Origin of the sequence: Loktanella salsilacus, from assembly GCF_900114485.1 — a bacterium.
Classification (GTDB): Bacteria; Pseudomonadota; Alphaproteobacteria; order Rhodobacterales; family Rhodobacteraceae; genus Loktanella; species Loktanella salsilacus.
The window spans coordinates 1-24,573 of record NZ_FOTF01000009.1 but is presented as its reverse complement, the minus strand read 5'-3'; the positions used below and the strand labels follow the sequence as shown (position 1 = coordinate 24,573).

Genomic DNA, 24,573 nt, shown 5'->3' with positions numbered 1-24,573 from the left:
CACCGCATCCCAAACGGCTGACCACGTGTCTAAGTAATAGGTGAATGAAGTGCCCAAGTCCGTCGCAACCCGGTTTATGCGTGCATCATTCAGCAGTGTTGTTGCAATCGCGATGCTGGCAACGCCCAAGCTTTACGCAGGCGACTTCACACTTGATTGGGCGCAGATCGATTGGCCTGCGGGATCGACCGCGCCGCTAAGCTTCACCTTGAAAGACCAGTATGGTTTTGAAGTCGATACAAGGATCGACGTCGTGGGCAACTTTGTGGCGGGGGGCGGCATCGTGTCGCCTGATGATGTCGCGATTTTCGGCGGCGGGATCGAGGCGCTGACGTTTCTCGTTGATGCGCCGCCCAATTCGGGCCGGGTCGGCGATTCATGGGCGGCGGTCCAACTTAGCTTTTCGTCCAACAGTGTGGCCCTTCCGGTTGACGGCCTAAAGATTGATACCACGGACCTTGATGCCAGCGATAACAATGCCCCCAATGACCGCTGCGATTTTATCACCGCTTTCGGTAGCAATGGTAATCCGGCCCTGTCGGCCGTTTCTGCGACCCCGACGTTTATTATCGGGCCCGGACCGGGCGCTGGGGCAACGGGCCCCATCGGGGCTAACCAAGCGCAGTGTATTTATCTAGACGGTCCCCCCGTTTCACCAACCTCTAACAATGATGACACGGGCACGTTACGGTCTGTTTTTCCTGACGCCACGTCGTGGGCAGTCTTTTATTATGACGAATCCATTGGAAACGTCCGAAACGTGGGTCCTTACGATCCCGCCCCACGGGGCTTGAGTGTTTTGGCAGACACTGAATTTGCGGTCGGTCAAAGCATTTCCTTGGTCAAAACGACGAACCCGGGCGATTTGGTCGCGCTAGGGGCGACGATCAACTACACCTATACCGTCACCAACGACGGCACCCTGCCGTTCAATGTCGGGCAGGATATCGTAATCCAGGACGACTCAGTCGGCACGGTAACCTGTCCCGCAATCACAACAGAGGTGCCTGCAGGCGGCACATTTACCTGTACAGCCGCATACACCGTGACGGCTGCTGATATTTTGAATGGCGGGCTAACGGCGACGGCCACTGCAGGCATTGGCCCCATAGGTCAGACGTTTCCCAACCGCCTTCAGTCTAACCCGGACACGCTAACACTGCTTTACGCGCTTGGTTTTGATTTTGGCGATGCGCCCATCACCTATTTGGCGCCCAAGCATGCGATCGTCGCAGCCCCCACAGTTTATTTGGGAACAACGGCACCCGATGCAGAGGCCTTTACCCAGTCGGACCTATCGGCCACTGGCGACGACCTGACGGGCAGTGACGACGAGGACGGCGTGACGCTGCCGCTATTAACGCAAGGTTCAATTGTCACCTTGACCGTAGGTGTCGCTGGCAACGGATACCTTCAGGCGTGGATAGATTTCAACGGCAACGGGTTGTTTGAAAATACGGCTGTCGAACGGTTTGCGACGGACCTGCGCGATGACGGAACTGGCGATGATGTGACTGCTGGAGACGGACAAATCCAGATAAACGTCACAGTGCCGGATGATGCGACCACATCGCGGACCTTTGGCCGCTTTCGCTGGGCATCGCAGGCTGGGCTAGGCATATCAGACCCGACGCTGGACGGAGAGGTTGAGGATTACTCCTTCATCATCGCGGCTGCGGATTTGGTTGACCGTGGCGACGCGCCCGGCAGCTATGGCGATCCGCGTCATGTCGTCGTGCCGCTGATCTATCTTGGTACGGCAGAGCCGGACACTGAAACCTCGACAAAGTTTTCTGCCAACGCCGATGGCGATGATATCGACGGCATCGACGACGAAGACGCGACGACGTTTCCGCAGATTGTTGCAGGCACGACAGTACCGCTGACAGTGCGAACCCACGAGACCCTGAGTGCGCAATTCGATTTGGGGCTGCCAGTGCTGGTGCCCGGCATCACGAACCTGCAGCTTTGGATCGACTATGATCAGAACGGCGCGTTCGAGGCTGATGAGCATGTGGCGATTGATTACCGTGATGGCGGGACAGGCGACACTGACGGCACCTTTAACAATCAGATTGTGCTGAATATTCCTGTGCCTGCAGATATCGGTAACGGTGCCACCTATGCGCGCTTGCGTTGGTCTACTACCAGCGGCGGTGCGGCCGATCCTTTCGCCGGAATAAACCTAGACGGCGAGGTCGAGGATTACCTTGTGACCCTGTCCAATCCGGGGGCGCCGCTGACCTGTTCATCGACGTTTTTCATGGTTGCAACGGAGACAGCATTTAACTTGCCTTCACTCAGCCAGCTGACAGTCAGCGAAAGCGGCGGCCTTTATACGCTAAGCCAGACCGCTTTGCCGCCAAATTATACCGGCAACTACCTCGTGACCGGTTGGGGCTATAATGAACTGGACGGCTATATCTACGGTGTGCGCCAAAGCCCTCGGACGTTGATGCGGATCAACGCGGCTGGCGCTGTGCAAGAAGTGGCTGATGTGTCTGGGTTGACCATTGAAACGCCGGACACCAATTCAGACATCCTGCCAAACGGCATCATGATCTATATGTCGGGTAGCGATGTCAGCCGCTATCAACTGCTGGATATCAGCGATCCGACAAATCCAGTGGCGGTGGGCGTTTTGACGGCTGCGGCAGGATCGCCCTATGGCCGTGATATGGCCTATAATCCGCGTGACGGCCTGATCTATTTCTTTGACCCCGCGCGCAATCTTTATGCCTTTGATCCGAACAATGGCGTGCCGGGACCTATTACCATTGATCTGATTGCCAACGTCCCGCTGGCTGCCGGATACTTCTCGATCGATATTGACTCGGTCTGGTTCGATGGCAGCGGTTTCATGTACGCCTTTGATAACCAGTCCCGCCAAGTCTTTGCGATCGAGGTCGGGTCTGACGGCAATCGCCCCGCGACATACGACTTCATCGAAGTGCAGGGCACCGTCAGCAATCTGACGTATCAGGGCAACGATGGTGCATCCTGCCGCGCACCGGGGCCGTTCGTGTCGACGGTTTTCCAAAGCGGGTCGATCTCTGGCACACTTTATCAGGATTCTGACGGGTCCAGCACGCTTAACGCTGGCGATACCGGGCTGCCCGCGGGCATCACTATCAACTTATATGACGACAATGGGACGCCGTCTGATCCCGCCGACGATACGCTGGTATCCGCGGCGGAAACGATTGCTGACGGCAGCTATGTCTTTGGCACCGTCAACGCGACGCTGACCTACCGGATCGAGGTGGATACCGCAGATCCCGACATCCCCGCTGCCCTAACCCTATCAACGGTCAATCCGCTAACTGGCGTATCCGTCACCACGGGGGCCGACACGGCTGATCAAGACTTTGGCTTTGTCACGGCACCGACGGCCGCCGACCTGTCGCTGACCAAAAGCGCGCTGCGCGCGTCAGATGGCGTGCCAATCACCCAAGCGACAGCGGGCGAGGCGATCGATTTCATCCTGACCGTGTCCAATGATGGGCCGGGCACTGCGGCCGACGTGCGGGTGCGTGATTTGCTGCCCAAGGGTTTCGCCTATGTCTCTGACGATGCGGCGGGGCAGGGGGATACCTATGATACGGGTACGGGAATCTGGACGCTTGGCGATGTGCCGTCTGGCAGTAACCATGTGCTTACAATTCGCGTCACCATGTTGGACAGCGGCGCGCATACCAATACCGCAGAAATCGTCGCCAGTTCGTTGTCCGACCCCGACAGTGACCCGTCGGTCGGCGCTTTGGTTGACGATCTATCGGACGGTTTGGCTGACGATGACGAGGCAAGCGTCACTGTCGCGTTCATCGGCACCGGCGCAACCCTCTCGGGTCTGGTGTTTTTGGACAACGGGGCAGGGGCCACAGCCTTTGACGGCGTCCAAGGCGGCACAGAGGTCGGCACGGACCGCGCCGTGGTTCAGGTGCTAGACAGCGCAGGCGCCGTGATCGGCACACCCGCCGTGGCGGCAGACGGCAGCTGGAGCCTGACCCTGCCTGATGGCTACACGAATACCGTCACGGTGTCTGTGGTGCCTGACGCCTTGCTGCGCACCGTATCGGAAAGCGCACTCGGCCTGCCCGCTATCGTGAACGCCGACCCGCGCGACGGGGCGTTCACCTTCACGCCCGCGGCAGGCACGTCCTACGCCGATTTGAACTTTGGCCTGATCGTCGCGGCACGGCTGAACCTTGACCAACAGGCCGCAATCCGCCCCGGTCAAGTGGTGTCGCTTCGCCATGAATATATCGCAGATGCGACCGGCAGCGTGCTCTTTACGCTTGATGCACAGACCAGCGCGACCCCCGATGCCTTTGCCACGGGGTTGTTTATAGATAACGGTTGTGACGGCACGGCTGATACGCCCATCATCGGTCCGATCGCCATCTCGGCAGGGACAACGCTTTGCCTTGTTGCGCGGGTTTCAGCCTCTGCCGCCGCCGGTCCAGGAGCATCCTATAGCGTTGATATTGTTGCGGATACGACCTACGGCGGCACTGGCCTCGTCGAAGAGGATCGCAACACCGACCTTGTGACGGTGGAATCGTCGCAAGGCGCGCTGAAGCTGTCCAAGACCGTGCGCAATGTCACCCAAGGCACCCCCGAAGGTGTCGCCAACGGGGGCGGGGTAGGAGACGTGTTGGAATACCGGATCTATCTGGAAAATACCGGCACTTTGCCCTCGTCAGACATCATCGTCTACGATGCGACACCGCCGTATACCGTACTTGCGACGGCTGTCCCCAGCCCAATCGACATCGGCGACGGGGTGACATGCGTCAACGCGATATCGGGTGCAGCCAGCCCCGGCTATGCAGGCGACTTGCGCTGGGAATGCAGTGGAACTTATCCGCCTGGTGCCAGTGGGTCAGTGACGTTCAACGTCAGTATTGCGCCTTAACCGAAACCTAGCCTTCTTTGCGGCGAACCGAAGGGGCCATGTGATAGCCTATCGAAAGTTGTGCCGTTGGATCACATCAATCAGAATTTAGGCTGCCTTCTATTTGACAAAAACTGTAGCGAGTAAGTGCGGACGCAGCAGCGTTTGAAGTGAAAGCAAATTTAATGTCCAACGAGCCAGTCCTAAAAGCGTTCAGGCACATCAGGGTGCCAGTGATGACAGTCGCTGCGGATGGCAGAATTTCACATAGCAATGCGGCAGCAGACAAACTATTTGGCTACGATGAAACCTTGATCGGTCAGACGGTTTCAGACGTTCTGGATGTTCAATCCGTTGCTGCGCTTCATAGCTACATCCATCCGCCCGAGATTGATGCGAACATTCAGTTGATGATGGGAAGAAAGAAGTCCGGTGACGAGGTACCCCTGTCCATACATTTGACGTCCTGGTCAGATGAAGACGGATTGCAGCATGCAATGATCCTACGAAACCTGACGGAAGTGCTGAGGGCAGAAAAGGCTTCTAGCGCAGATCTTAAGCGAGCAAACATTGCGATAAACTCAGCCCGGATTGGCGTGTTTGAGTATTTCCCGATCGAAGACCGCGTTGTTGTTTCGGGCATGTGGCGCAAGATCTTAGAACTTCCAAAAGGCGTTCCTGTCGACACCTTGGAAGAGTGGCGCTCTCGCGTCCATCCGGACGATTTATTTGTCGCAGAGGAAGCGATCCGGATTTGTGTGGATGGAGAGCAGGAAAAGGCATCAAGCGAATATCGGCTGCTTTCAAAAGATGGTGCGAGATGGCTTTGGGTGCAAGTAAACGTCGCGGGTATCAGCAAAGACAGCTCTGGCAGAGTTACGTCAATCGTTGGCTCTATGAGGGATGTGACTGAGCGCAAAAATATGGAAATCTCTTTGCGTAGCAGCAACGAGCAGTTCCGTTCCGCATTTGAAAACTCTCCGATCGGGCATGTTATCTTCGGGATCGACGGCAATTGGTGGCGTGTAAACAAAGCATTGTGCGAGTCTCTTGGGTATACCGAAGACGAGCTTATCAGCCGGCCAGCTGAAAATATTACGCACCCGGATAGTATCCAGATGGCCTCTGAACAATTCACCAGATTATCTGCGGGCGAAATCGACAATTATGTTGAAGATCGGCGCTATATTCGCCGGGATGGCTCTACGATGTGGGCCCAGGTGACTGTCAGTTTAGTCCGCGATGCCGCTGGCAAACCCAATCATATCCTTTGCCAAGTGATGGACATGACGGAGCAACGTCGCCTTGCCGCCATGAAAGGCGAGTTTGTCGCGACAATCAGTCACGAACTCAGGACGCCCCTGACATCCGTGCTTGGCTCTCTTCGGTTGCTCATGGCGATGAAGAGCGAAAACCTGTCCGAAAAGGTTCGGCGCCTGCTGTCGATCGCGCATCAAAACGGTGACCGACTTTATGTGCTGATCAATGACATACTAGACTTTGAAAAATTCTCGGTAAACCAGATGGAGCTTTCAATCGGGTGCCACGACGTAGTGGCGCAGATTGAAGATGCTGTGCTGGCAAATACAAACACCGCCGACAACTTCAATGTTGCGTTCAAATCATATGAAAATGACAGGCCTCTGTATGGGAAAATGGATCCCAGAAGGTTTCAGCAAGTCATGACAAACCTGCTCACCAATGCTGCGAAATTTGCATATCCCAATACCGAAGTGAAAATTCATACTGAAGAACACGGTGAGTTCCTCAAGGTCTGTGTAACCAACCAAGGAGAGGGCGTCCCGCTTTCCTTCCGGGATCATATCTTCTCGCCGTTCTCACAGGCGAAAGAGGCGGATACGCGGTCACGGGGCGGCACAGGTTTGGGCTTGGTCATCTCAAAGCAAATTGTCGAGCTGTCCGGTGGCCAGATAGGTTTCGACAGTGTCGTCGGCGATAAAACAACTTTTTGGTTTACTGTCCTGAAAATAGCGGACCCAATCGGTATTCCACTTAAAACCAGTGGACCTATTGCAAAACCGATGCCGGGCCGCACTCGCTTTACGTTTTAGTGCTCTGGGGTCACCTGTGTGCCTAGGATAAGGGTGGTTCGGTTTGTGAACCGTTTCCGGGCGCTTTTTGGGTGATTTTCCACCTTGATTCCGCCGCTGCCGCGTCTGGAACCTGCTGATTGAGGTAGGCTTGATCAGGCGTTTTCCCGTCGAGCGATAAGTGTGGCCTTCGGGTGCTCGCAAAGGGTCACCCCGGCTGCATTTTTTGGAACTCAAACGGCCCAAAACAGTCAAGCGCACCCCTCCCCGTCATTTTTTATAGCTCAATAACCGACGGAAGAATTCAGCAGCCGCGTATAACCCCGCATACCGTCAGTCATTCTATAAAAGGCATCCCCATGCGTCATCTGCTTCTTCCGCCCGGCTTAGCCGTGCTTGCCTGCCTTTACGCCACCACAGGGCAAGCGCATGAAGACTCCTTTCACTGCGAGGCGGTGACGGAGTCGGTCGCCGAGGCGGGCTTTGACGATGTGGTCACGGTGACCTGCACCGACAATCAAGCTTTGATCGCAGGCGATACCTATCCCGACCACGAGATGATGACCGGTATCATCGGCACGAACGAACAGGTGCCAGTGCCTGCAGTGAATTATGCCTCACCCATCACATTGGCGCCCGTGAGCGGGACAGAACCGCATACCCGCGATGCCGCCCTTGGTGTCGCGGTGAACGGCGTGCCGATCTATGACTACACGGCTGGAGGAGAGATGTCGCAAGCGGATCTGGCGACTTATCAAGCCAATCTGGACACCGTCGCGACGGGTCAGCTTGATGCCTGCGGCGGTCATGCGGGGCGCGGCGACGATTACCACTATCATGCCGCACCGACCTGCATGATTGACCAGATGGCGAACAAGGGCCCGGATGCGATCATCGGCTGGGCATTTGACGGATTTCCGATCTACGCAGATACCAATCCCGACGGCACCGTTATCGCGGCAGGTGTTCTGGATGTGTGCAACGGGCAGGCCGACGATGTCTTTGGCTATCGCTACCACACGTCCGAAGGCGCGCCCTACATCATCCAGTGCCTGATGGGCGAAGTGCCCGACATCGACGCCCTGCCGCGTGTGCGTCCCTTGGGCGCAGCAGAAGGCGGCCGTGGGCCAGAGGCGGGTCAGCCACCGCGCGGCGGGGTCGACGATCTGGTGTTCGTGCAGGACCACGACGGCACCCGGACCATGACCTACAGTTATCAGGGCGGCGACTATTACATCAAATACGCGCCGTCCGAGACTGAGAATTGCTACAATTTTGAGACCCGCACCGTCACGAACGGCGGCGCATTGTTCGCGCAGGAACTGTGCCGCGAATGACCCGCTTTCCCGCACTCGCCATCGCATTGCTGTGCTGCACGGCCGCATTGCCAGCCGCCGCGCAGCAAACGCCGCCGCCAAAGTCCGGCACAGAGGCAACTGCGCCACAGGGGCCGAGGTTCACCTTATCCAGTTCCGCGCTTGTGGACGGCGCGGCCTTGCCTGATGATCTGCGCTGCACGCGCAGCGGCGGGGACGGTGTATCGCCGCCGCTGTCATGGGAAAACGCGCCTGCAGATACGCAGGCCTATGCCATCGTCATGCAGCATTATCCGAATGGTGCCTATCCCGGTGTAAACGAGCCGAGCCACTATTGGCTGGTCTGGAATATTCCCGCAGGTGCCGACGGCGTGGCGCGGGGCAATCCGGAGTCGTTGGGGGTAGAGGGCAGCGATAAGGACCTGCGCGCGACCGGCTATACGCCGCCCTGTTCGCCATCTGGTGCGGGTACGCATGAATACACGATCTGGGTCTATGCCCTGGATGCGCCGCTGGCTGATCTGCCGGAACAAGACGATATCGGCACCGGTTGGACTGATGTTATGGCCGCGCTGAAGGGTCATGTCCTTGCCGGCGACTCCATCACTTTCCTGAACTAAATCACGATACCTTTGACACGATTGGACACATTATGCGCTTTATATTCGCGACAGTAGCAGCCCTGACAGCCTGCGCCGCTCAGGCCGAAACCCGCGACATCACCGCCGACGTCTGGGTCGACAATTGGTTCTCTATGTCTGCCAACGGCGAGGTGGTCCTTGAAGACTCTGTGCCGATCACGACAGAGCGGTCTTTCAACAAAGAAACGGCGACCTTCTCGGTCGATTTGCCAGCAGTGATCGCGATTGAGGCAAAGGACTTTAAGGAAAACGATACTGGTCTGGAATATATCGGCACAGATCGCCAGCAAATGGGCGACGGCGGCATGATTGCCCAGTTCAAGGACGCGGTGTCGGGCGAAACGCTTGCCGTGACTGACGCGGATATGAAGTGCCTTGTCGTGCACTTCGCGCCGGCAGAGCCGTCTTGCGCCGATGAAGCGAACCCTGTTGCTGGAGAAGGGGCCTGCGAATTTGTTGCTACTGACATTCCCGCAGACTGGACCGCACCGGATTTTGATGACAGCGATTGGCCCGCCGCAATCGTCCATTCCGCCGCCGACGTCGGCCCGAAGGACGGCTATGACGAAGTCACGTGGGACGACAGCGCAAAGCTGGTTTGGGGCGAAAACCTGAAGCAGGACAACACCCTCCTATGCCGTTTAACGATCAGCGAATAGGTCAATTGATATCTGAAGGGTGTAGCGGCTGACGCTTGAAACACATCCGTGCACAGATTGCAGCGATCTTGGCCGAGCTGACCACTGCAATCCGTCGCGGCTTTGGTGGGCGTGTGTGCGGCACCGCAATCGATGAACCGCAAAACAAAGGTTGAAACATGAAAAATAAGACCCTGTATACCACCGCAGCCTTTAGCGTGATCATAGCCGCCGTTGCGTTGAATGTCACAATGCCCGACACAGCGGACGCGCAAGACACGACGACCGCCGTTGGCCTTGTCGATACGTCCGCAGCAGTTCAGGCCGCGCATTGGAGCGACAACGTCACGATCACCATCGACGCGGATGCAAACACCTTTCGCTTTGAATCGAACGGCATGCCCAGCCATGGTTTTGCGGAAAAGTATCTGATCCCGACCGACCCCAGCGACCAACCCTTTGCCGACAAACCAACCGAATTTTTCAACGTTGAAGAGTCGGCGACCTATTTCAAAGAAACGCCGGTTGATACGACCATCACGACCTTGCCCGCGTATACAGAAGAGGTGACCGAAACGTCCCTTGGCCGCATCGGCGTTGCGATTACCGGCGCGCAAATCTTCAATGATTACGAGAACTTTGAACGTACCGTCGTGGCCCAAGACGATCAGGTTATTCATGACCACGTCGCCTTCTTGGATGAATGCAACGGACACACTTTGGTCAGCGGCACCGACTATCATTATCACGGCATTCCGGTGTGTATCACCGACACCCTTGATGAGGCGGATGAGCATTCGGTGATGATCGGCGTGCTCGAAGACGGCTTCCCAGTCTACGGAAACCACGGGCAAGGGGGCGCTATCATCACAAACGACGATCTGGACGCCTGCAGTGGCCACGTAGATGTCACGCCCGAATTCCCGGACGGTATTTATCACTACCACCTGACGGCCGATGAAGCGCCTTATATGATCGATTGCTACCACGGCGAAGTCGAAGTGGCCGCCAACATGGGCGGCGGCGGCCCTGATTTTGCTGCCATCGCAGAAGAGCTTGGCGTTGAAGAGGCGGCGCTGCGCGACGCACTTGGCGACACCATGCCGCCAGATTTTGACGCTGCTGCCCAATCGCTTGGGATCGACAGTGACGCTTTGCGCATCGCTATGCCTGGCCCAGGTCAGTAAGGGACTTAGGTCTTGGAAAAGATCGCATATATTGTGATTGGCGGGGCCATTGGCGTGGTCCTGACCGTCATCTTGCAAACCGTGCACATCACCATGCCGGAAGGTGTGGTGATGCAGGACACGGCTGCGGTCACAGCATCTGCTGACATGACGATGTCACAGGCAGAAATGGCGGCGATGCATCAGCACCCGCCGTTGGCTGTGTCGCAGGATGCGCCGGTGCCAACCGTAACCTATCTGGTCTTTCCTGATCCTATGGGTGGGTACAATGTTCAAATCTTGACGCGTAATTTCCAGTTCACACCCGCGAATATCAATCGCGACCCGCAGGACAACGAAGGTCATGCGCATATCTATATTAACGACGTGAAATACGCCCGGATTTACAGCGATTGGTTTAATCCGCCGGCTTCGGCACTCTTGCCGGGTGAAAGCCAAGTCAAAGTCACGTTGAACGCCAATAATCACAGCGAATGGTCTGTGGACGACATCCCCATTTCATCGACCGTAAGCGTCGTTGTGCCAGAGTAATGTGAGAGTCAGGCCCGTTGCCGATGACGTCTTTGCAGGGCAGTGTGGCCATCACCGCACGAACAGACCGACCCGTTGCCCAAAACAGCTTGCTCTACAGCGGCCGCGAAACGGCGGCGCAGCAAACGCAACCCTACCCGGATATCGCGGATGGCAGGCGATGGGCTTAGGCGGCCCAGAACGACACGGACTTTCGGCTCGCGGCGTCAATGCGGCGCGCATCCGGGCATTTTCTGCTGCGTTCCGGTAGCATCTTTGCGGCCTTGCACAGGTACGGATTTACAACGTCTGGCGCAGCAACCAGTCGACAAGCGTCTTCACATCGGCGCGTCCGGCCGCGTCGTCGTGTTCGACCAATTTGAAGTTCGCCCCCATCGGAATTTCCAGGTCAAATGGCGCGACAAGGCGCCCATCCTCTAAATGCCGGCGGGCAAAGCTTTTGCTGATGATGGCGCAGCCGTGGCCCGCCGACAGGATTTGCAAGGCGATCAAAGATGAATCCGCCCTGATCCAATGCGCGGGCCGCGGGCCATGAAAGCCGCAAATTTGGAAAAGGCGGTCCCAGTCGGTTTCCGAGCCGCCAATCTGCACAATTGCGGCCTTGGCGAGCACCGCCTCGATTGGGGTCTGGCCCAAGGTCGCCGCGTAGTCCGGATGGCAGACGATGACGGCGCTATCGACGGGCATTGGGTGGATGTGACGCTCTGTCCAGCCGCCTTCGCCGTAGCGGATATCCAGATCGATATGTGCGCCGTTCATCCGGTCAGCCCAAACTGTCGTCGAAAGCTCAACCTCGATCTGCGGATGCAGGGCGCAGAAATCGCGCAGTCGGGGGGCGACGATCAGCGCGGCAAAGGAAATAGAGCAGCGCAGGCGAATGACGGATTTCTGTTGGTCGCGAAACAGACCATCGGTGGCCGCCTGCATTTCCTGAAAGGATTTGCGCACCGGAACCGCATAGGCAAGCCCAAGGTCCGTCAGTTCCACCCCTTTCGCAAGGCGGCGGAATAGCTGGATGTCCAGATGTTGTTCCAGCAGCCGGATCTGTTGGCTGACAGCGGCGGGCGTCAGGTTCAGCTCTTCTGCGGCAGAGCTGAAAGAGCTGTGTCGCGCTGCCGCCTCGAACGAGCGGAGCCATGTGACGTGAGGCAACCTGCGCATATTGTGTCCATGTTCTGTCCCGCACTGTTTGGGCAGCTTACGCCAATCATGCAACGCGATAAGCCTAAAATTTATGGGGGCTTAGCGGTCATAGCCGTTGCTTGTGCAAAGAGGGCGCGAATGCTTTGTGCTACGTATTCAACCGTCAAGAGGCAGGCTGGCGTGACCGCCAAAGAGTTCGATTTCGTGATCGTCGGCGCAGGCTCTGCAGGCTGTGTGCTGGCGGACCGGCTGTCCGCAAGCGGCAAGCACCGTGTGCTGGTGCTAGAGGCGGGCGGCAGCGACCGCCAGTTCTGGATCAAGATCCCCGTCGGCTATGCCGTCAACTACGCAAAGCCCGCGCTGAACTGGGGTTATCACACCGACGCCGACACGGCCTTGAACGGGCGCAAAAGCTATTGGCCGCGCGGCAAGGTGATTGGCGGATCAAGCTCTATCAACGCGATGGCCTATGTGCGCGGACAGGCGCGGGATTTCGACGATTGGGCCGCTGCGGGCGCGCAGGGCTGGGGCTGGGACGCTGTGCGCGGCATCTATGATGGGATGGAAACGCAGTCGGATGCACCGGGGCAGGGTGGACCAGTCTGGGTGCAGAACCTGAGCGATCAGATGAACCCGTTTTCGCGCAACTTCTTGACGGCTGCGCAGCAGGCAGGGTTTGCCAATATTGATGACATAAACGCCCCGGGCGCTGACGGCGTCGGTTTCTACCGCAGTAATGTGAAACGCGGGATGCGCTGGTCGGCGGCCGATGCGTTTCTGCGCCCCGCGCTAAAGCGGCCCAATGTGACGCTTATTTCGCGCGCCCATGTCACGCAGCTGGAATTCTCTGGCACCCGCGTCGACGGCCTGAGTTATACGCGCGGCGGCCAAACGCACCGTGTGGTTGCCCGCAAAGAGGTGATCCTAAGCGCGGGCGCCATCAATTCGCCGCAGCTTTTGCAACTGTCCGGCATCGGGCCAGCGGCGCTGCTGCAATCGCAAGGGATCACAGTGCGCCACGACCTGCCGCAGGTGGGGCAGGGATTGCAGGACCATCTGGCTGTGTCCTACCAGTTCCGCGCCTTGCAAAAGACGCTGAATAACATCCTTGGCCACCCCCTTGGGCGTATGGCTGCCGGGGCGCGGTATGTGATGACGCGGCGCGGACCGCTTGCGGTGCCGGTCAATCAAGTCGGCGGCTTTGTGCGGTCGGACGCGGACCTTGACGCGCCTGACATCCAGCTGTTCTGCAACCCCGCGTCTTACGAGGTAACCCCCGCAGGAAAGGTGATTGTGGACCGCGATCCGGGCTACCTTTTGTCGGCGCAGCAATGCCGTCCGACCAGCCGGGGATCGGTGCAGATTAACTCTGCCGACTACCGCGATGCGCCAACAATACAGGCCAATTCGCTATCCACGAACGAAGACTGCGACGCCGCCGTCCGCGCCAGCCGGATCATTCGCGCCTTGTCGCGCACCCCGGCGTTACAAGCGGTGACGGCCGCGTCCAAGCTTGAGGGGTTCGACACCATGGACGACGACGCGCTGCTGGCCGAATTTCGCAACCGCGCAGGCACGGTGTATCATCCCACCTGTACCTGCCGGATGGGGCAAAGCGCGGCGGACTCCGTGCTGAATGCGCGCCTGCAGGTGCACGGCGTGGCGGGATTGCGGGTTGCCGATGCCTCGGCCTTTCCGAACATCACGTCGGGTAATACCAATGCGCCAACGATGATGCTCGCCATGCGTGCGGCTAATCTGATTTTACAAGATGCAGGATAACCTGCTGCCATTCAAAAGGAGGGGCACATGCGCCTCGAAAAGTTAGAGACGTTTATCGTTGGAAATCCGCCGCCGCGTCATGGCGGGCGCTATTTCATCTTTTTGCGCCTGACGACGGCTTGCGGCATCACTGGCGTGGGCGAAATTTACAACGCGACTTTTGGGCCGCAGGTTTGCTGCGCGATGGCGCAGGATATGTTCGCGCGGCAATTTGAAGGGGCCGATCCCCATCACATCGAACTGCTGTTTCGCAAGGCCTATAGCGCCGGGTTCACCCAGCGCCCTGATGTCAGCGTGATGGGCGTGTTCAGCGGGCTCGAGTTGGCCTGCTGGGATATCGTCGGCAAGGCGGCGGATAAGCCGGTCTATGAACTGCTGGGCGGGCGCGTGCACGACAAGCTGCGCAGCTATTCCTATATCTATCCCACCAGCGGCGACGTCTATCCTGACCCATCCTTGCCCAACGCTTACAACGACCCCCATATCGCAGCGCAGGTGGCGCTGGATATGGTCAATCAGGGCTTTACTGCCCTGAAATTCGACCCCGCAGGGCCCTATACGATTTTTGACGGCCACCAACCCCGGCTGGAGGATATCAGCCTAAGCGTCGCGTTCTGCCGCGAAATCCGCGCCGCGGTTGGCGATCGCGCCGATCTGCTGCTTGGCACGCATGGTCAGTTCACCGTGTCGGGGGCCAAGCGGATGGCCCGTGCGCTGGAACCTTTCGATCCGCTGTGGTTCGAAGAACCCGTGCCCCCCGACAGCCCCGCCGACATGGCCAGTGTCGCGGCCTTTACCTCGATCCCCGTGGCGGCGGGCGAGCGATTGTGCACCAAATACGAATTCGCCCGCCTGCTGGAAACCGGGGCGGCGTCGATCCTGCAAATGAACCTTGGCCGCGTCGGCGGCCTGCTAGAGGCGAAGAAAATCGCTGGTATGGCCGAAACCCGGCAGGTCCAGATCGCGCCGCACCTGTACTGCGGCCCCATCGTCGCCGCCGCCAATATCCAGATCGCCACCTGTTCGCCGAACTTCTTGATCCTCGAAAGCATCGGCACCTTTGACGGGCCTTACATGAGCGCGGTCAAAGGCACGATTGAATGGGACAACGGCTATGTCATCCCGTCCAAAGCGCCGGGTCTGGGGTTGGAACTGGACGACGCCGCGATTGCAAACATGCCCTATACCGATACCGAACTGCATCTGACGATGGATCAGTTTCATGTGACCCCTCGTGGAGGAATACAATGATTACGCTTGATAAATTCTATATCAATGGCGCATGGGTTGCCCCCGACGCGCCCAAAACCATACCGATCCTGACGCCGTCCACCAATGCGCGGGTCGGCACGGTATCGCTTGGGAATGCCGTTGACGTGGACCGCGCCGTCGCTGCCGCCAAGACAGCGTTCGAGACGTTTTCCCTGACCACAAAGGACGAACGCCTTGCCCTGCTGCGCAAGCTGGCAGAGCTGACGCCCGCACGCCTGGGCGATCTGGCGGCGGCGATCACGATGGAAATGGGTGCCCCTGCCACCATGTCGCGCGACGCGCAGGCCGATGCGGGCCTTGGCCATCTGGAGGCTTTCATTGCCGCACTCGAGGCGCATGACGAAGAAGAAATCCTGCCCAATGGCGATATCGTCAGCCGCGAGCCAATCGGCGTTTGCGGCCTGATCACGCCGTGGAACTGGCCCATCAACCAGATCGCGCTGAAGGTCATTCCGGCGCTTGCGACAGGGTCGACCTGTGTGCTGAAGCCGTCCGAACACACGCCGTTGTCCGCCCAGATCTATGCCGAACTGATCCACGAAGCGGGCTACCCTGCAGGTGTGTTCAATCTGGTTTACGGCGATGGCCCTTCGGTTGGGGCAGCGCTGTCGCGGCATCCGGATGTGGCGATGATGTCCTTTACCGGATCGACCCGCGCAGGCAGCGCGGTGTCGGTGGATGCGGCAGCAACGATCAAGCGCGTGACGCTGGAACTGGGCGGCAAATCCCCCAACGTGATCTTTGCCGACGCCGATGTCGCGGCTGCCGTCGCGGGCGGTGTGGCGGAATGTTTTTATAACACCGGCCAGTCCTGCAACGCACCGACCAAGATGCTGGTTGAACGCAGCGTCTATGATCGGGCGCTGTCCATCGCCCGTGCGGCCGCAGATGCGCAAGCCGTCGGCGATCCGGCGCTAAAGGGCGATCACATCGGCCCGTTGTTCGACCAGATCCAGTATGAACGCGTGCAAGAGATGATCGGGACCGGCATCAATGAAGGCTCGCGCCTTTTGGCAGGCGGCCTTGGTCGCCCGGACAACCTGCCGCCAGCGCTTCAGACCGGTTGGTTCGCACGGCCAACCGTGTTCTGTGACGTGACGCCCGACATGACGGTTTGGCGCAAGGAAATCTTTGGCCCTGTCCTGATTATTGCGCCCTTCGCTACCGAGGAAGAGGCGATCGCCTTAGCCAATGACACAGAGTACGGCCTTGATGCATACCTGTGGACGGGCAACGAAGCGCGCGCACTGCGCGTCGCGCGGCGCCTGCGGGCAGGCGGCATCCACATCAATGGCCGCGCCTCTGGCTATGGCTCCCCGTTTGGCGGGTTCAAACAGTCCGGCAATGGCCGCGAAGGCGGAAAATTCGGGCTAGACGATTATCTGGAAATCAAAGTGCGCCCGCCCTTCGCGCTCTGACGTTATGCTTAGCGCATGAAAAGGGCCGCCAGCGATATGCTGGCGGCCCTTATCCGTTTCAGATGTCCGGTCTATTCAGCCGGAACAGGCTTTGCCGCACCCGCCGGGGCGGTCAGGCCGGTCGGGATGACCTCATAGCCTTGTTCTTCGGGCTCATCATCGGTCAGCTCTGCTGGGAAACCGGGGGCGCGGATATCGAGACCGGTCGCCTCTTCCAGACGGCGGATGATGTTGGGCGACAACTCTCGTTCACCGAAACGAGCGATGCCGTCGTTAAAGATTTCGACCAGGAGCGGGCTGATTTCCAACGGCACGCCAGCTTGATCGGCGATCTTCTGGAACAGGCCTATATCCTTTTTCACAAGGTCCATGGTGAACGACACATCGCGCGACCCGTTCAGGATCAACTGGCTTTCAGTCTCGTGCACAAAAGACGTGCCAGAGGAAATCTTCATCGCCTCATAGGTCGTATTCATATCCAGACCGGCGGCCTTCATCGTGACCAGCGCCTCGCAGCAGGTCAGCAGATTGGCGGTCGCTAGATAGTTCGTCATGACCTTCAGGATCGACGCGGTGCCGATATCGCCGGTGTGCAGCACGCGGCGGCCCAGCGTCGTCAACGTTGGCAGCATCCGTTCAAACGTGGCGCGGTCACAGCCCGCAAAGATTGAAATATTGCCCGTATCCGCCCGGTGGCAACCACCCGACACCGGGCATTCCATCGCCGCGCCGCCCGCCGCCTTGACCAAAGCGGCCAGGCGTTTGACCTCGCTTTCGTCCGTCGTCGACATCTCCATCCAGATTTTATCGGCGGTGATGGCAGGCAACATTTTCTCGACCACGGCGGCAGAGGCGGCGGGGGAAGGCAGGCAGGTAATGACCGCGTCACAGTCCTGCATCATCTGCAGCGGGCTTGTGGCCGCATGGGCCCCGCGGACGACAAAAGTCGCGACAAGGGCGGGGTTCAGGTCATGCACGGTCAGGTCGAATTTGTTGCGCAGCAAACTGCCTGCAAGTTTACCGCCCACGTTACCAAGACCAATGAAGCCGATTTTCATCCGGTATGTATCCTTATCTGAGGCTCTGATCGCTATTGCGCCCAAGGTGCGGCAGTTCGAAATGTCAGTAAAGCAACCGCATTTGGCCCAATGGGGCAGTATCCATTGGTGGCTTTTGGTCCCCCGCTACCTGCCCGCGCTCTCAATCTTGCGGGATGCGATGACGTTTTCGAGCCATCCGACTTTCACCGCGGGCACAGAGGCGAGGAGGAGGTCTGTGTAGTCGTCGAAGGGCGGCGCGAGGACCGTGATTTGGGGCCGTATCGGACGACTTTGCCGCGGTGCATGGCGGCGATTTAGTCGGCGATGGCTTTGACGGTGGCTAGGTCGTGGGTGATGTAAAGCGCGGCGACGCCGGTGTCCTGAATGGCCTTTTTGATCGCCGACAGCGCGTCAATCTAGGTGGTCACATCCAGCGCCGAAGAGCACGCCCCGGCGTCCAGTTTCTGTATTGCCGCGCAAATTCCGTCGCTGGCGGACAAAGCATCGATAGCGACGGCGTTGCCGTTGCGAATGCCTTTCGCGAGCGCGATCCCGAAGGTTTCCGCCTGCTGTCAGAGGTCGCGATCCCGTTCTATTGCGAACACGGCACCTACGATATGCGGTCGCGTCAGAACGTGATCGCGCTTGACGCGCGAGGCGACGTGACGGGCCTGACCATCAGCCAGCACATGGCGGATATTTTCGATCTGGATCAGACCATGCTGGACGCCTACTACCCCGCGTTCTGCCGCTTTGGCCGAATGGCACAAGAAGATCGCTATATGATGCGTTTCCTGATGAAGGAGGGCGAATGTATGGTCTTTGACAACCACCATATCGTGCATGGCCGCAGCGCCTATTCGGCCGGTAGCGGATCGCGTTATCTGCGCGGCTGTTACACCGACCGGGGCGAAATGCGGTCGACCTATCGTGCGCGGGTCAATTAAGGCAGGTTCGCGGCCGCAGCATCAGGGCCAAATGCGCCCGATGCGTCGGCTTGGTGCATCCACGGCACGATCCACCGCCGCCTGCCAGAGGCGCGGGTCGTGATGCATTGCCATTCGCCCTATGCAACGGCGCTGGCCTGCCTAAAGGACCCGGCGATTGTACCGATCGACAACAAAACGGCGCGCTTTTACGGGCGCACGGCCTATGATCTGGCCTTCGGCGGGATCGCGGCACGGCGGCGCGGCATTTCGACTACTTAAGGGCGCAGCTGCCAGCGCTGACATAGCGGTATCCGCCGCAGGTGGGCCGATGGTGCCACCTGCGGTTCAGTAGTTCCACATCGTCCCATCTTCGAGCCGTACAATGGGGTGGCTGCCGGGGGCGTAGCTGTAGCGCGCGGCCTCTGTTTCGTCGAAATCGACGCCAAGTCCGGGGGCGTCACTGACGTAGACCATACCGTTTTCCATTTTGTGGTCCGATGGAAACATGGCATCGCAGGCGGGCGTCCCAAGGACCAGATATTCCTGAATGCCAAAGTTTGGGGCCCAGGCGTTCAAATGCGCCTGCGCCGCCATGCATAAAGGCGAGTGACTGGGGGCGCCGTGAAATCCGGTGCGCACGTTATGGAGTCCGGCAAGATCAACGATGCGTTTGACCGGTGTGATGCCGCCTCCGTAGGTCACCGCGATGCGGATATAGTCGATCAGCTCTTGTTCGATCAGGCGGTTGCAATCGTAAACAGAGTTGAACACCTCGCCTATGGCGATGGGCACGGTGGAATGCTGGCGCAGCAGCTTCAACGCGTTTTGATCCTCGGCGGGGGTGGGATCTTCGAGCCAGAACAGGTTTGCTGGCTCTACTGCTTTGGCAAATTGCGCGGCTTCGCGCGGGGTCAGGCGGTGGTGCACGTCGTGCAGGATGTGCAGGTCAGGGCCGAACCTGTCCCGGATTTCCATCAGTGCGCCGGGCATGTAGCGCATGTAACGGGCGCTGTCCCAGACTTCAACCTTCGGCCGTATGCCACTGAAATCACTGACGTAATGTTTGCCTTGCCCCTTCGTTTCAGGAACGGCATAGCTGGCTGTGGGCATGCCGGGAATGCCGCATTGCACCCGCACAGCCTTGTATCCGAGCGAGACATAATGGGCGATGGAGTCCATCAGATCCTCTAGATCAGCGCCCGTCGCATGGGCATAGACCATCGCACCCTCGCGGCTTTTGCCGCCAAAAAGCTGATAGAGCGGCATATTGGCAAGCTTGCCCTTTATGTCCCATAGCGCGATGTCGATGGCCCCAAAGGCCGCCATTGCGATGGGGCCGCGGCGGAAATAGGCGCCGCGATAAAAGAACTGCCAGATATCCTCGCTGTTGCGGGGGTCCATGCCGATCAGATTCGGGATTAGATAGTCCTGCAAATATGCGGCGGGCAGCGTTTCGCGGTTGTTCAACGTCGCGTCGCCAAGGCCATAGACACCCTGATCGGTCATGATTTTCAGGGTGACGTAATTCTTGCCGGGGCCGCCGACGAAGACTTTTGCATCAGTAATTTTCATGGCTTACACCTTTTTTGCTGCGCTTCAGGCGAGGCCCGACACATCGGTCCAATTGTCGTTCTTGCGGATCAGATCGATGATTTGCTGATACTGGCTGCCTTCCGCGAAGGTGGGGTAGGGCTCTGTTGCCTCGCCGCGAATATCGCGCACGAAAAGACGTGCCAGCGTGTGCCAGCATTGCTCTGTCTCGCCAGCGACGTCCGGAACTGCGGCAGCGATGTCAGCGGGCAGGGGCAGGTCGCGCCAGGTTTTATCGTCGCCGTAATGGGACAACTGGCCACTGCCATAGTGGCCCTTGACATAGATCGCGCCTTTGGTGCCGTAGAATACGATGTGGTCATCATGAAAGCGCGGCACCAAACCGCCGTGCTTGAACAGGACCGAGACGGGCTTTTCTGCCAGCGGGCTTTCGAGTTGCGCCATCACGGTATAGGACCATTCCACATCGCTGATGCCCCATTTCAGCGCAGGATCGTTCAGGTCCTTTGGGATGAAATCGCGCCGGGTGGCAAAGTTATGCACGCCTTCGACGATGGGCGCGCGCCCCAGATCATCACGCACTTCGCCGATGATGTTCAGGATCTTTTCGCCGACCACAGAGGCCACAATCGACAGCGTATGGGTGAAGTTGTTGTTCAACCGCCCGCCGCCGTCTTTCTTGCGATGTGACCAGCCAAAGGGAATTTCGCGCTCTAGGTTAAAGTGAGAGATACACTCAACTTCCGTCGGCTCGCCAATGGCGCCGGCGGCGACAAGCCGTTTGGCGTGCAGCACGCTGGGCGCATAGCGAAAGCTAGCCGCATAGGCGGTTTTGATGCCTTTGGCCTGTGCAAGCGCGTTCAGTTCAATGGCCGTGGCGCTGTCATCCGTCATCGGCTTGTCGCAAAAAACATGGCAGCCAAAGGCGATGGCTTGTTTGATTGGCGCGTAATGCGCGCCGCCGGGGGTTGCGATGGATACGATGTCAGGCTTGCAGGCATCCAGCGCCTCTTGCCAATCGCAACCAGCAAAGAGGATGCCCATTTTGGCCGCGACATCCTGCACGACGTGCGGCGTGCGTCCGACGATGCCAACGACATCGGCGCCTGCAGCCCTAAAGGCATCGGCGTGTCCTTGGCCGGCAAAGCCGGTTCCTGCAATGAGAACCTTCAAGTGTCTTACCTTTCTAGCGATATCGTTGACGCAGCGCGGCCATGACAGCCGCACTGCTTTTGCGATTAGTCGTACTGGCGGGTGTAGGCGGCGTTCATCACGCCGATCACGTCGTCATAGCCCATTTTATTCAGGGTGCTGATGTAATCATCCCAGTCCGCATCGATATCGCCGGACCCAAGCACCCAAGCTTGCTGCCGTTCCAACATATACGTCTGAATGGACGGCCAGTAGCGATCATAGACTTCCTGCTCTTCCTTGCTGAAAGCGACGCCGAGGAATTGGTCAACCAATAGGTCCTCAGAATCGTAAAGCTCTATCCCTTTGCGGGCGGCCTCTGCCGTCCATTGCCATTCATAGCGGTAGTCCTGCCAATACCCCTTCTTGATCTGGGCTCCGACTTCCCACAGTTGGCTGTTGACGGCGCGGTCGCTGTTCAGGACCTCTGGCTTAAAGACGGGCTCGCCATCAATCATGTCCCAGGTTTCGCCTTCGACACCAAAGTTCGACAGCAGGCGGCCGGTTTCTGTGAACCAAAAGTCGAAGTACTTGATCGTCTCAATGGGGTGCTGGTTCGTGTGGCTGATGGCCCAGCCATCAGGTTTGATCGGTATACGGCTGTGTTCCTCGATCCGTTTGCCACTGACAGACGCGGGCGGCAAAAAGGGGATGAAGTCGAAGCCTTCGATTTTATCGATCAAGGCTGCATTGTAGCCAGAGGTCGACGCGAACCAGTCGTGGGTCATCCCGCCAAGGTTTTCTGACAAAAGGTAGTCCCGCGCAGAGACGCCGCGCGTGAACACTTCGTTGTCGATGAGTCCCTCAGCATACCAGTCGGCGACATGCGATAGGCCGATACGATAGGTGTCCTGCGCGTAAGGATGCGCGATTTCGCCCGCATCGGTGACAAGAAAATCATGTGGCGTGTCTGACCCGGAAGAGCGGCCATCCCACAGGGTGACAAGGCGAATGACCTCCTCCCAATCGCGCACAAAGAACGGGATTTCGTCCTTAAGGCCGTTGCCATTGGGGTCCTGATCGCGAAACGCAAGCAGCACGTCGTGCAGCGCGTCCACGTCGTCCGGTTGGTCCAGCCCCAGCTGATCCAGCCAGTCCTGCCGCACGAAATAGGCGCGACCATATTTGCCGTCAGGCAGATAGGGGATGTAATACATATTGCCGTCATAGGCCTAAATCGCCTGACGCAGCTCTGGCCGGGCGTCAAAGAAGGCTGTGATATTGGGGGCATATTCGTCGATCAGATCGTTCAGCGGCACAAATGCCCCTTGTGGTCCGAATTCGTTCACCGGCTGTTTGATCAACTGGCTGCCGACGATATCGGGCATGTCGCCTTCGGCCAGCAACAGGTTCATCGCTTCGGCAGTGTCCGTCGTATTCTTGCCAGACGTGGTATCGATCAGGTTAATGCCCGTCAGCTCGCGCGCTTTCAGCTCGACCGGATAATCCTCGCGGTAGCCTTGCGCGCGGTCCCAGTGCATGTGGATGGTCAGGTCGAGCGGTTCATCCACGATCCGAAAGCTGTCCTGAGCCCAAGCGGGGCCCATCGCTGTCAGCGCCGAGGTCGCCAGCGCGGCGGTTGCCATTGTTCTAAATTGCATTGTTTCTCCTCCCAAAGAATAATTGCAAAATTTGGTTTTAGGCCTGCGAAACCGCCCGAATTGCGATCATCCAATCGCGGCCTTTAAATTGAGTCCTCAAGGGCAATGAAGCCGCGCATCTTGTCATCTCTGACCAGTGCGCTGATTTGGCGATCCAGGTCGCCGATATGCGCCCGCAAGGCGTCCTCGGCGCGGGCACCATCCTGCGCGCGAATGGCATCTACGATGGCCTGATGGTCAGCTAACTGTGCTGGACCTGTGATGATCCGCTGCATACGGCGGATGTGGCGGACCCGGTTGACGTCAAATTGGGTGCGCCGGGCGGTCGACCATGCGTCTTTAAAGCCGGCCATGATGAATAATTGGCGGTGAAAGGCGTCATCAAGGGTGCAAAATGCGGCGTCGTCTTCTTGCGCAATCGCTTTGGCCGTCTGGGATAGAATGCCATCAAGAACCGCTATGGATTGGTGTGGGTCAGGCGTCAAAGCCGCGCCGCGCACTGCGCCAAGTTCAAGCTGTAGTCGAATAAAGCACGCAGTTCTGTAGCGGCTCACCGAGATTTTGGTCACATAGGTGCCGCTTTGTGGCACGATCCGCACCAGTTTTATCTCGTCCAGCCGGATCATCGCTTCACGCACTGGCGTTTTGCTAGTGCACAGCGCAGCCGCGATTTCCTTTTCCGACAGCCGTTGTCCGGGGCGCAGTCTGACCGAGACGATCAGATCGCGCAGAATATCAAAGATCTGAAACGTAATGTTTTGGTTGGCGTCTAAGACAGTACCAGCCAACAGCTGAAGGATCGTCAACTCTGCAGTTGGCTGATCTTCGGCGTTGGTCATATCTATCAACAAAACATCGCCCCCAGTTGCAGGCAAGCCAAGTGGCTAGCACTACTGGGATACTTGTATGCTAGAACTAATATGTCAATTCCGGATTTTAAAAGATCATGGATTAGGCTGGGTTTGGTCGGTACCTTAGAGCGTGGTATGAAAATCATGACAAATTATATTACATAACTCTGATTATACGTCCAACGGATGTACGCGCAAAGTTAGAATGTCTCACATCTGCAAAGTAGAAGTGTCACACTTCCCTCTTGATCAAGCAGGATTGGAGTGTGGCCGTGGGATTGATGATCATGAGCGAGCGCGAACTGAACCGCATTGAAGTACTGAGCCAAGTGACACGCGGCGTGATGACGGCCGTGACAGCAGCCAACGTGCTGGGATTGAGCCGGCGACAGGTCCATAGGTTGCTGAAGGATTTTCAGACTGGAGGTCCTGGTGCCATCCGGCACAAGGCGCGTGGTCGTCAATCCAACAATTGGATTGACCCAGCGGTGCGTGAGTTCGCCGTGACGTTGGTCAGGGAGAAGTATAGCGATT

The 24,573-nt window shown here is 58.2% G+C and carries 19 protein-coding genes and 2 pseudogenes; 13 read left to right on the top strand and 8 right to left on the bottom strand.

Going from position 1 to position 24,573, the window contains the following annotated elements; all coding sequences use genetic code 11:
* Positions 1-49 precede the first annotated feature (49 nt).
* The 7 genes from BM131_RS09585 to BM131_RS09555 all read left to right on the top strand — a co-directional run bounded on the left by BM131_RS09585 (position 50) and on the right by BM131_RS09555 (position 11,261).
* Positions 50-4,918, top strand: coding sequence for a DUF11 domain-containing protein (locus tag BM131_RS09585; protein ID WP_245754198.1), 4,869 nt, complete (start codon positions 50-52; stop codon positions 4,916-4,918).
* Positions 4,919-5,082: 164 nt separating this feature from the next.
* Positions 5,083-6,969, top strand: a complete 1,887-nt coding sequence (locus BM131_RS09580; RefSeq protein ID WP_090188886.1) for a sensor histidine kinase — start codon at positions 5,083-5,085, stop codon at positions 6,967-6,969.
* A 338-nt stretch (positions 6,970-7,307) separates the two neighbouring features.
* Complete coding sequence (locus tag BM131_RS09575; RefSeq protein WP_090188883.1) at positions 7,308-8,285, top strand: YHYH protein; 978 nt, start codon at positions 7,308-7,310, stop codon at positions 8,283-8,285.
* Positions 8,282-8,884, top strand: coding sequence for a YbhB/YbcL family Raf kinase inhibitor-like protein (locus BM131_RS09570; RefSeq protein WP_090188881.1), 603 nt, complete (start codon positions 8,282-8,284; stop codon positions 8,882-8,884). Before BM131_RS09575 ends, BM131_RS09570 begins: the two co-directional genes overlap by 4 nt.
* A gap of 32 nt (positions 8,885-8,916) precedes the next feature.
* A complete protein-coding gene (locus BM131_RS09565) occupies positions 8,917-9,564 on the top strand; it encodes a PEBP family protein (protein WP_217646852.1) in 648 nt (215 codons plus the stop codon).
* A 158-nt stretch (positions 9,565-9,722) separates the two neighbouring features.
* Positions 9,723-10,730: a YHYH protein gene (locus tag BM131_RS09560; protein ID WP_090188878.1), complete on the top strand. Its 1,008-nt coding sequence runs from the start codon at positions 9,723-9,725 to the stop codon at positions 10,728-10,730.
* A 12-nt stretch (positions 10,731-10,742) separates the two neighbouring features.
* Positions 10,743-11,261 carry a BTB/POZ domain-containing protein gene (locus tag BM131_RS09555; RefSeq protein WP_090188876.1) on the top strand — a complete coding sequence of 173 codons (519 nt, stop codon included), beginning with the start codon at positions 10,743-10,745 and terminating at the stop codon, positions 11,259-11,261.
* Between the two features lie 279 nt (positions 11,262-11,540).
* Here BM131_RS09555 and BM131_RS09550 read toward each other — a convergent pair whose 3' ends face one another.
* Complete coding sequence (locus BM131_RS09550; protein WP_090188873.1) at positions 11,541-12,422, bottom strand: LysR substrate-binding domain-containing protein; 882 nt, start codon at positions 12,420-12,422, stop codon at positions 11,541-11,543.
* Positions 12,423-12,584: 162 nt separating this feature from the next.
* On the opposite strand from BM131_RS09550, the gene BM131_RS09545 reads away from it, so the two are divergent.
* From BM131_RS09545 to BM131_RS09535, 3 genes are read left to right on the top strand one after another with little or no spacing between them, the layout of a single operon-like run.
* Positions 12,585-14,186 (top strand): GMC family oxidoreductase, encoded by a 1,602-nt coding sequence (locus BM131_RS09545; protein ID WP_245754197.1) that lies wholly within the window; start codon positions 12,585-12,587, stop codon positions 14,184-14,186.
* A gap of 27 nt (positions 14,187-14,213) precedes the next feature.
* A complete protein-coding gene (locus BM131_RS09540; RefSeq protein WP_090188867.1) occupies positions 14,214-15,437 on the top strand; it encodes a mandelate racemase/muconate lactonizing enzyme family protein in 1,224 nt (407 codons plus the stop codon).
* Complete coding sequence (locus tag BM131_RS09535; protein ID WP_090188864.1) at positions 15,434-16,876, top strand: aldehyde dehydrogenase family protein; 1,443 nt, start codon at positions 15,434-15,436, stop codon at positions 16,874-16,876. Before BM131_RS09540 ends, BM131_RS09535 begins: the two co-directional genes overlap by 4 nt.
* A 71-nt stretch (positions 16,877-16,947) precedes the next feature.
* On the opposite strand, the gene BM131_RS09530 is transcribed toward BM131_RS09535, so the two are convergent.
* A complete protein-coding gene (locus BM131_RS09530; RefSeq protein WP_090188861.1) occupies positions 16,948-17,934 on the bottom strand; it encodes an NAD(P)-dependent oxidoreductase in 987 nt (328 codons plus the stop codon).
* Between the two features lie 126 nt (positions 17,935-18,060).
* Positions 18,061-18,287: pseudogene (locus BM131_RS20720) on the bottom strand (ABC transporter); the annotation flags it as partial.
* Between BM131_RS20720 and BM131_RS09520 the strand changes: the two are divergent.
* Together BM131_RS09520 and BM131_RS09515 are read left to right on the top strand one after the other, a co-directional pair.
* A complete protein-coding gene (locus BM131_RS09520; RefSeq protein ID WP_090188858.1) occupies positions 18,264-18,863 on the top strand; it encodes a TauD/TfdA family dioxygenase in 600 nt (199 codons plus the stop codon). The pseudogene BM131_RS20720 and the gene BM131_RS09520 sit on opposite strands and share 24 nt — an antisense overlap.
* Positions 18,864-18,905: 42 nt before the next feature.
* Positions 18,906-19,124, top strand: a pseudogene (locus BM131_RS09515) (class II aldolase/adducin family protein); the annotation flags it as partial.
* 66 nt (positions 19,125-19,190) lie between these two features.
* Here BM131_RS09515 and manD read toward each other — a convergent pair.
* From manD to BM131_RS09495, 5 genes are all read right to left on the bottom strand, one after another.
* On the bottom strand, positions 19,191-20,417 hold the full coding sequence (gene manD, locus BM131_RS09510) for a D-mannonate dehydratase ManD (protein WP_090188854.1): 1,227 nt from the start codon (positions 20,415-20,417) through the stop codon (positions 19,191-19,193).
* 24 nt (positions 20,418-20,441) lie between these two features.
* On the bottom strand, positions 20,442-21,569 hold the full coding sequence (locus BM131_RS09505) for a Gfo/Idh/MocA family protein (protein WP_217646851.1): 1,128 nt from the start codon (positions 21,567-21,569) through the stop codon (positions 20,442-20,444).
* A 65-nt stretch (positions 21,570-21,634) separates the two neighbouring features.
* Positions 21,635-22,744, bottom strand: coding sequence for a type 2 periplasmic-binding domain-containing protein (locus BM131_RS09500; RefSeq protein ID WP_217646850.1), 1,110 nt, complete (start codon positions 22,742-22,744; stop codon positions 21,635-21,637).
* 15 nt (positions 22,745-22,759) lie between these two features.
* Positions 22,760-23,188, bottom strand: a complete 429-nt coding sequence (locus BM131_RS20410) for a type 2 periplasmic-binding domain-containing protein (protein WP_217646849.1) — start codon at positions 23,186-23,188, stop codon at positions 22,760-22,762.
* 83 nt (positions 23,189-23,271) lie between these two features.
* Positions 23,272-24,027: a GntR family transcriptional regulator gene (locus BM131_RS09495; RefSeq protein WP_090188851.1), complete on the bottom strand. Its 756-nt coding sequence runs from the start codon at positions 24,025-24,027 to the stop codon at positions 23,272-23,274.
* A 299-nt stretch (positions 24,028-24,326) separates the two neighbouring features.
* Here BM131_RS09495 and BM131_RS09490 point away from each other — a divergent pair.
* A partial coding sequence (locus tag BM131_RS09490) for a helix-turn-helix domain-containing protein (protein ID WP_139222610.1) occupies positions 24,327-24,573 on the top strand: 247 nt, incomplete at its 3' end.

Bases quoted from the DNA above. Each gene is read 5' to 3' on its own strand.
- BM131_RS09495 (WP_090188851.1), bottom strand. From the start codon at position 24,027: ATGACCAACGCCGAAGATCAGCCAACTGCAGAGTTGACGATCCTTCAG.
- manD (WP_090188854.1), bottom strand. From the start codon at position 20,417: ATGAAAATTACTGATGCAAAAGTCTTCGTCGGCGGCCCCGGCAAGAAT.
- BM131_RS09575 (WP_090188883.1), top strand. From the start codon at position 7,308: ATGCGTCATCTGCTTCTTCCGCCCGGCTTAGCCGTGCTTGCCTGCCTT.
- BM131_RS20410 (WP_217646849.1), bottom strand. From the start codon at position 23,188: ATGCAATTTAGAACAATGGCAACCGCCGCGCTGGCGACCTCGGCGCTG.
- BM131_RS09565 (WP_217646852.1), top strand. From the start codon at position 8,917: ATGCGCTTTATATTCGCGACAGTAGCAGCCCTGACAGCCTGCGCCGCT.
- BM131_RS09570 (WP_090188881.1), top strand. From the start codon at position 8,282: ATGACCCGCTTTCCCGCACTCGCCATCGCATTGCTGTGCTGCACGGCC.
- BM131_RS09550 (WP_090188873.1), bottom strand. From the start codon at position 12,422: ATGCGCAGGTTGCCTCACGTCACATGGCTCCGCTCGTTCGAGGCGGCA.
- BM131_RS09580 (WP_090188886.1), top strand. From the start codon at position 5,083: ATGTCCAACGAGCCAGTCCTAAAAGCGTTCAGGCACATCAGGGTGCCA.
- BM131_RS09540 (WP_090188867.1), top strand. From the start codon at position 14,214: ATGCGCCTCGAAAAGTTAGAGACGTTTATCGTTGGAAATCCGCCGCCG.
- BM131_RS09500 (WP_217646850.1), bottom strand. From the start codon at position 22,744: ATGTATTACATCCCCTATCTGCCTGACGGCAAATATGGTCGCGCCTAT.
- BM131_RS09560 (WP_090188878.1), top strand. From the start codon at position 9,723: ATGAAAAATAAGACCCTGTATACCACCGCAGCCTTTAGCGTGATCATA.
- BM131_RS09530 (WP_090188861.1), bottom strand. From the start codon at position 17,934: ATGAAAATCGGCTTCATTGGTCTTGGTAACGTGGGCGGTAAACTTGCA.
- BM131_RS09535 (WP_090188864.1), top strand. From the start codon at position 15,434: ATGATTACGCTTGATAAATTCTATATCAATGGCGCATGGGTTGCCCCC.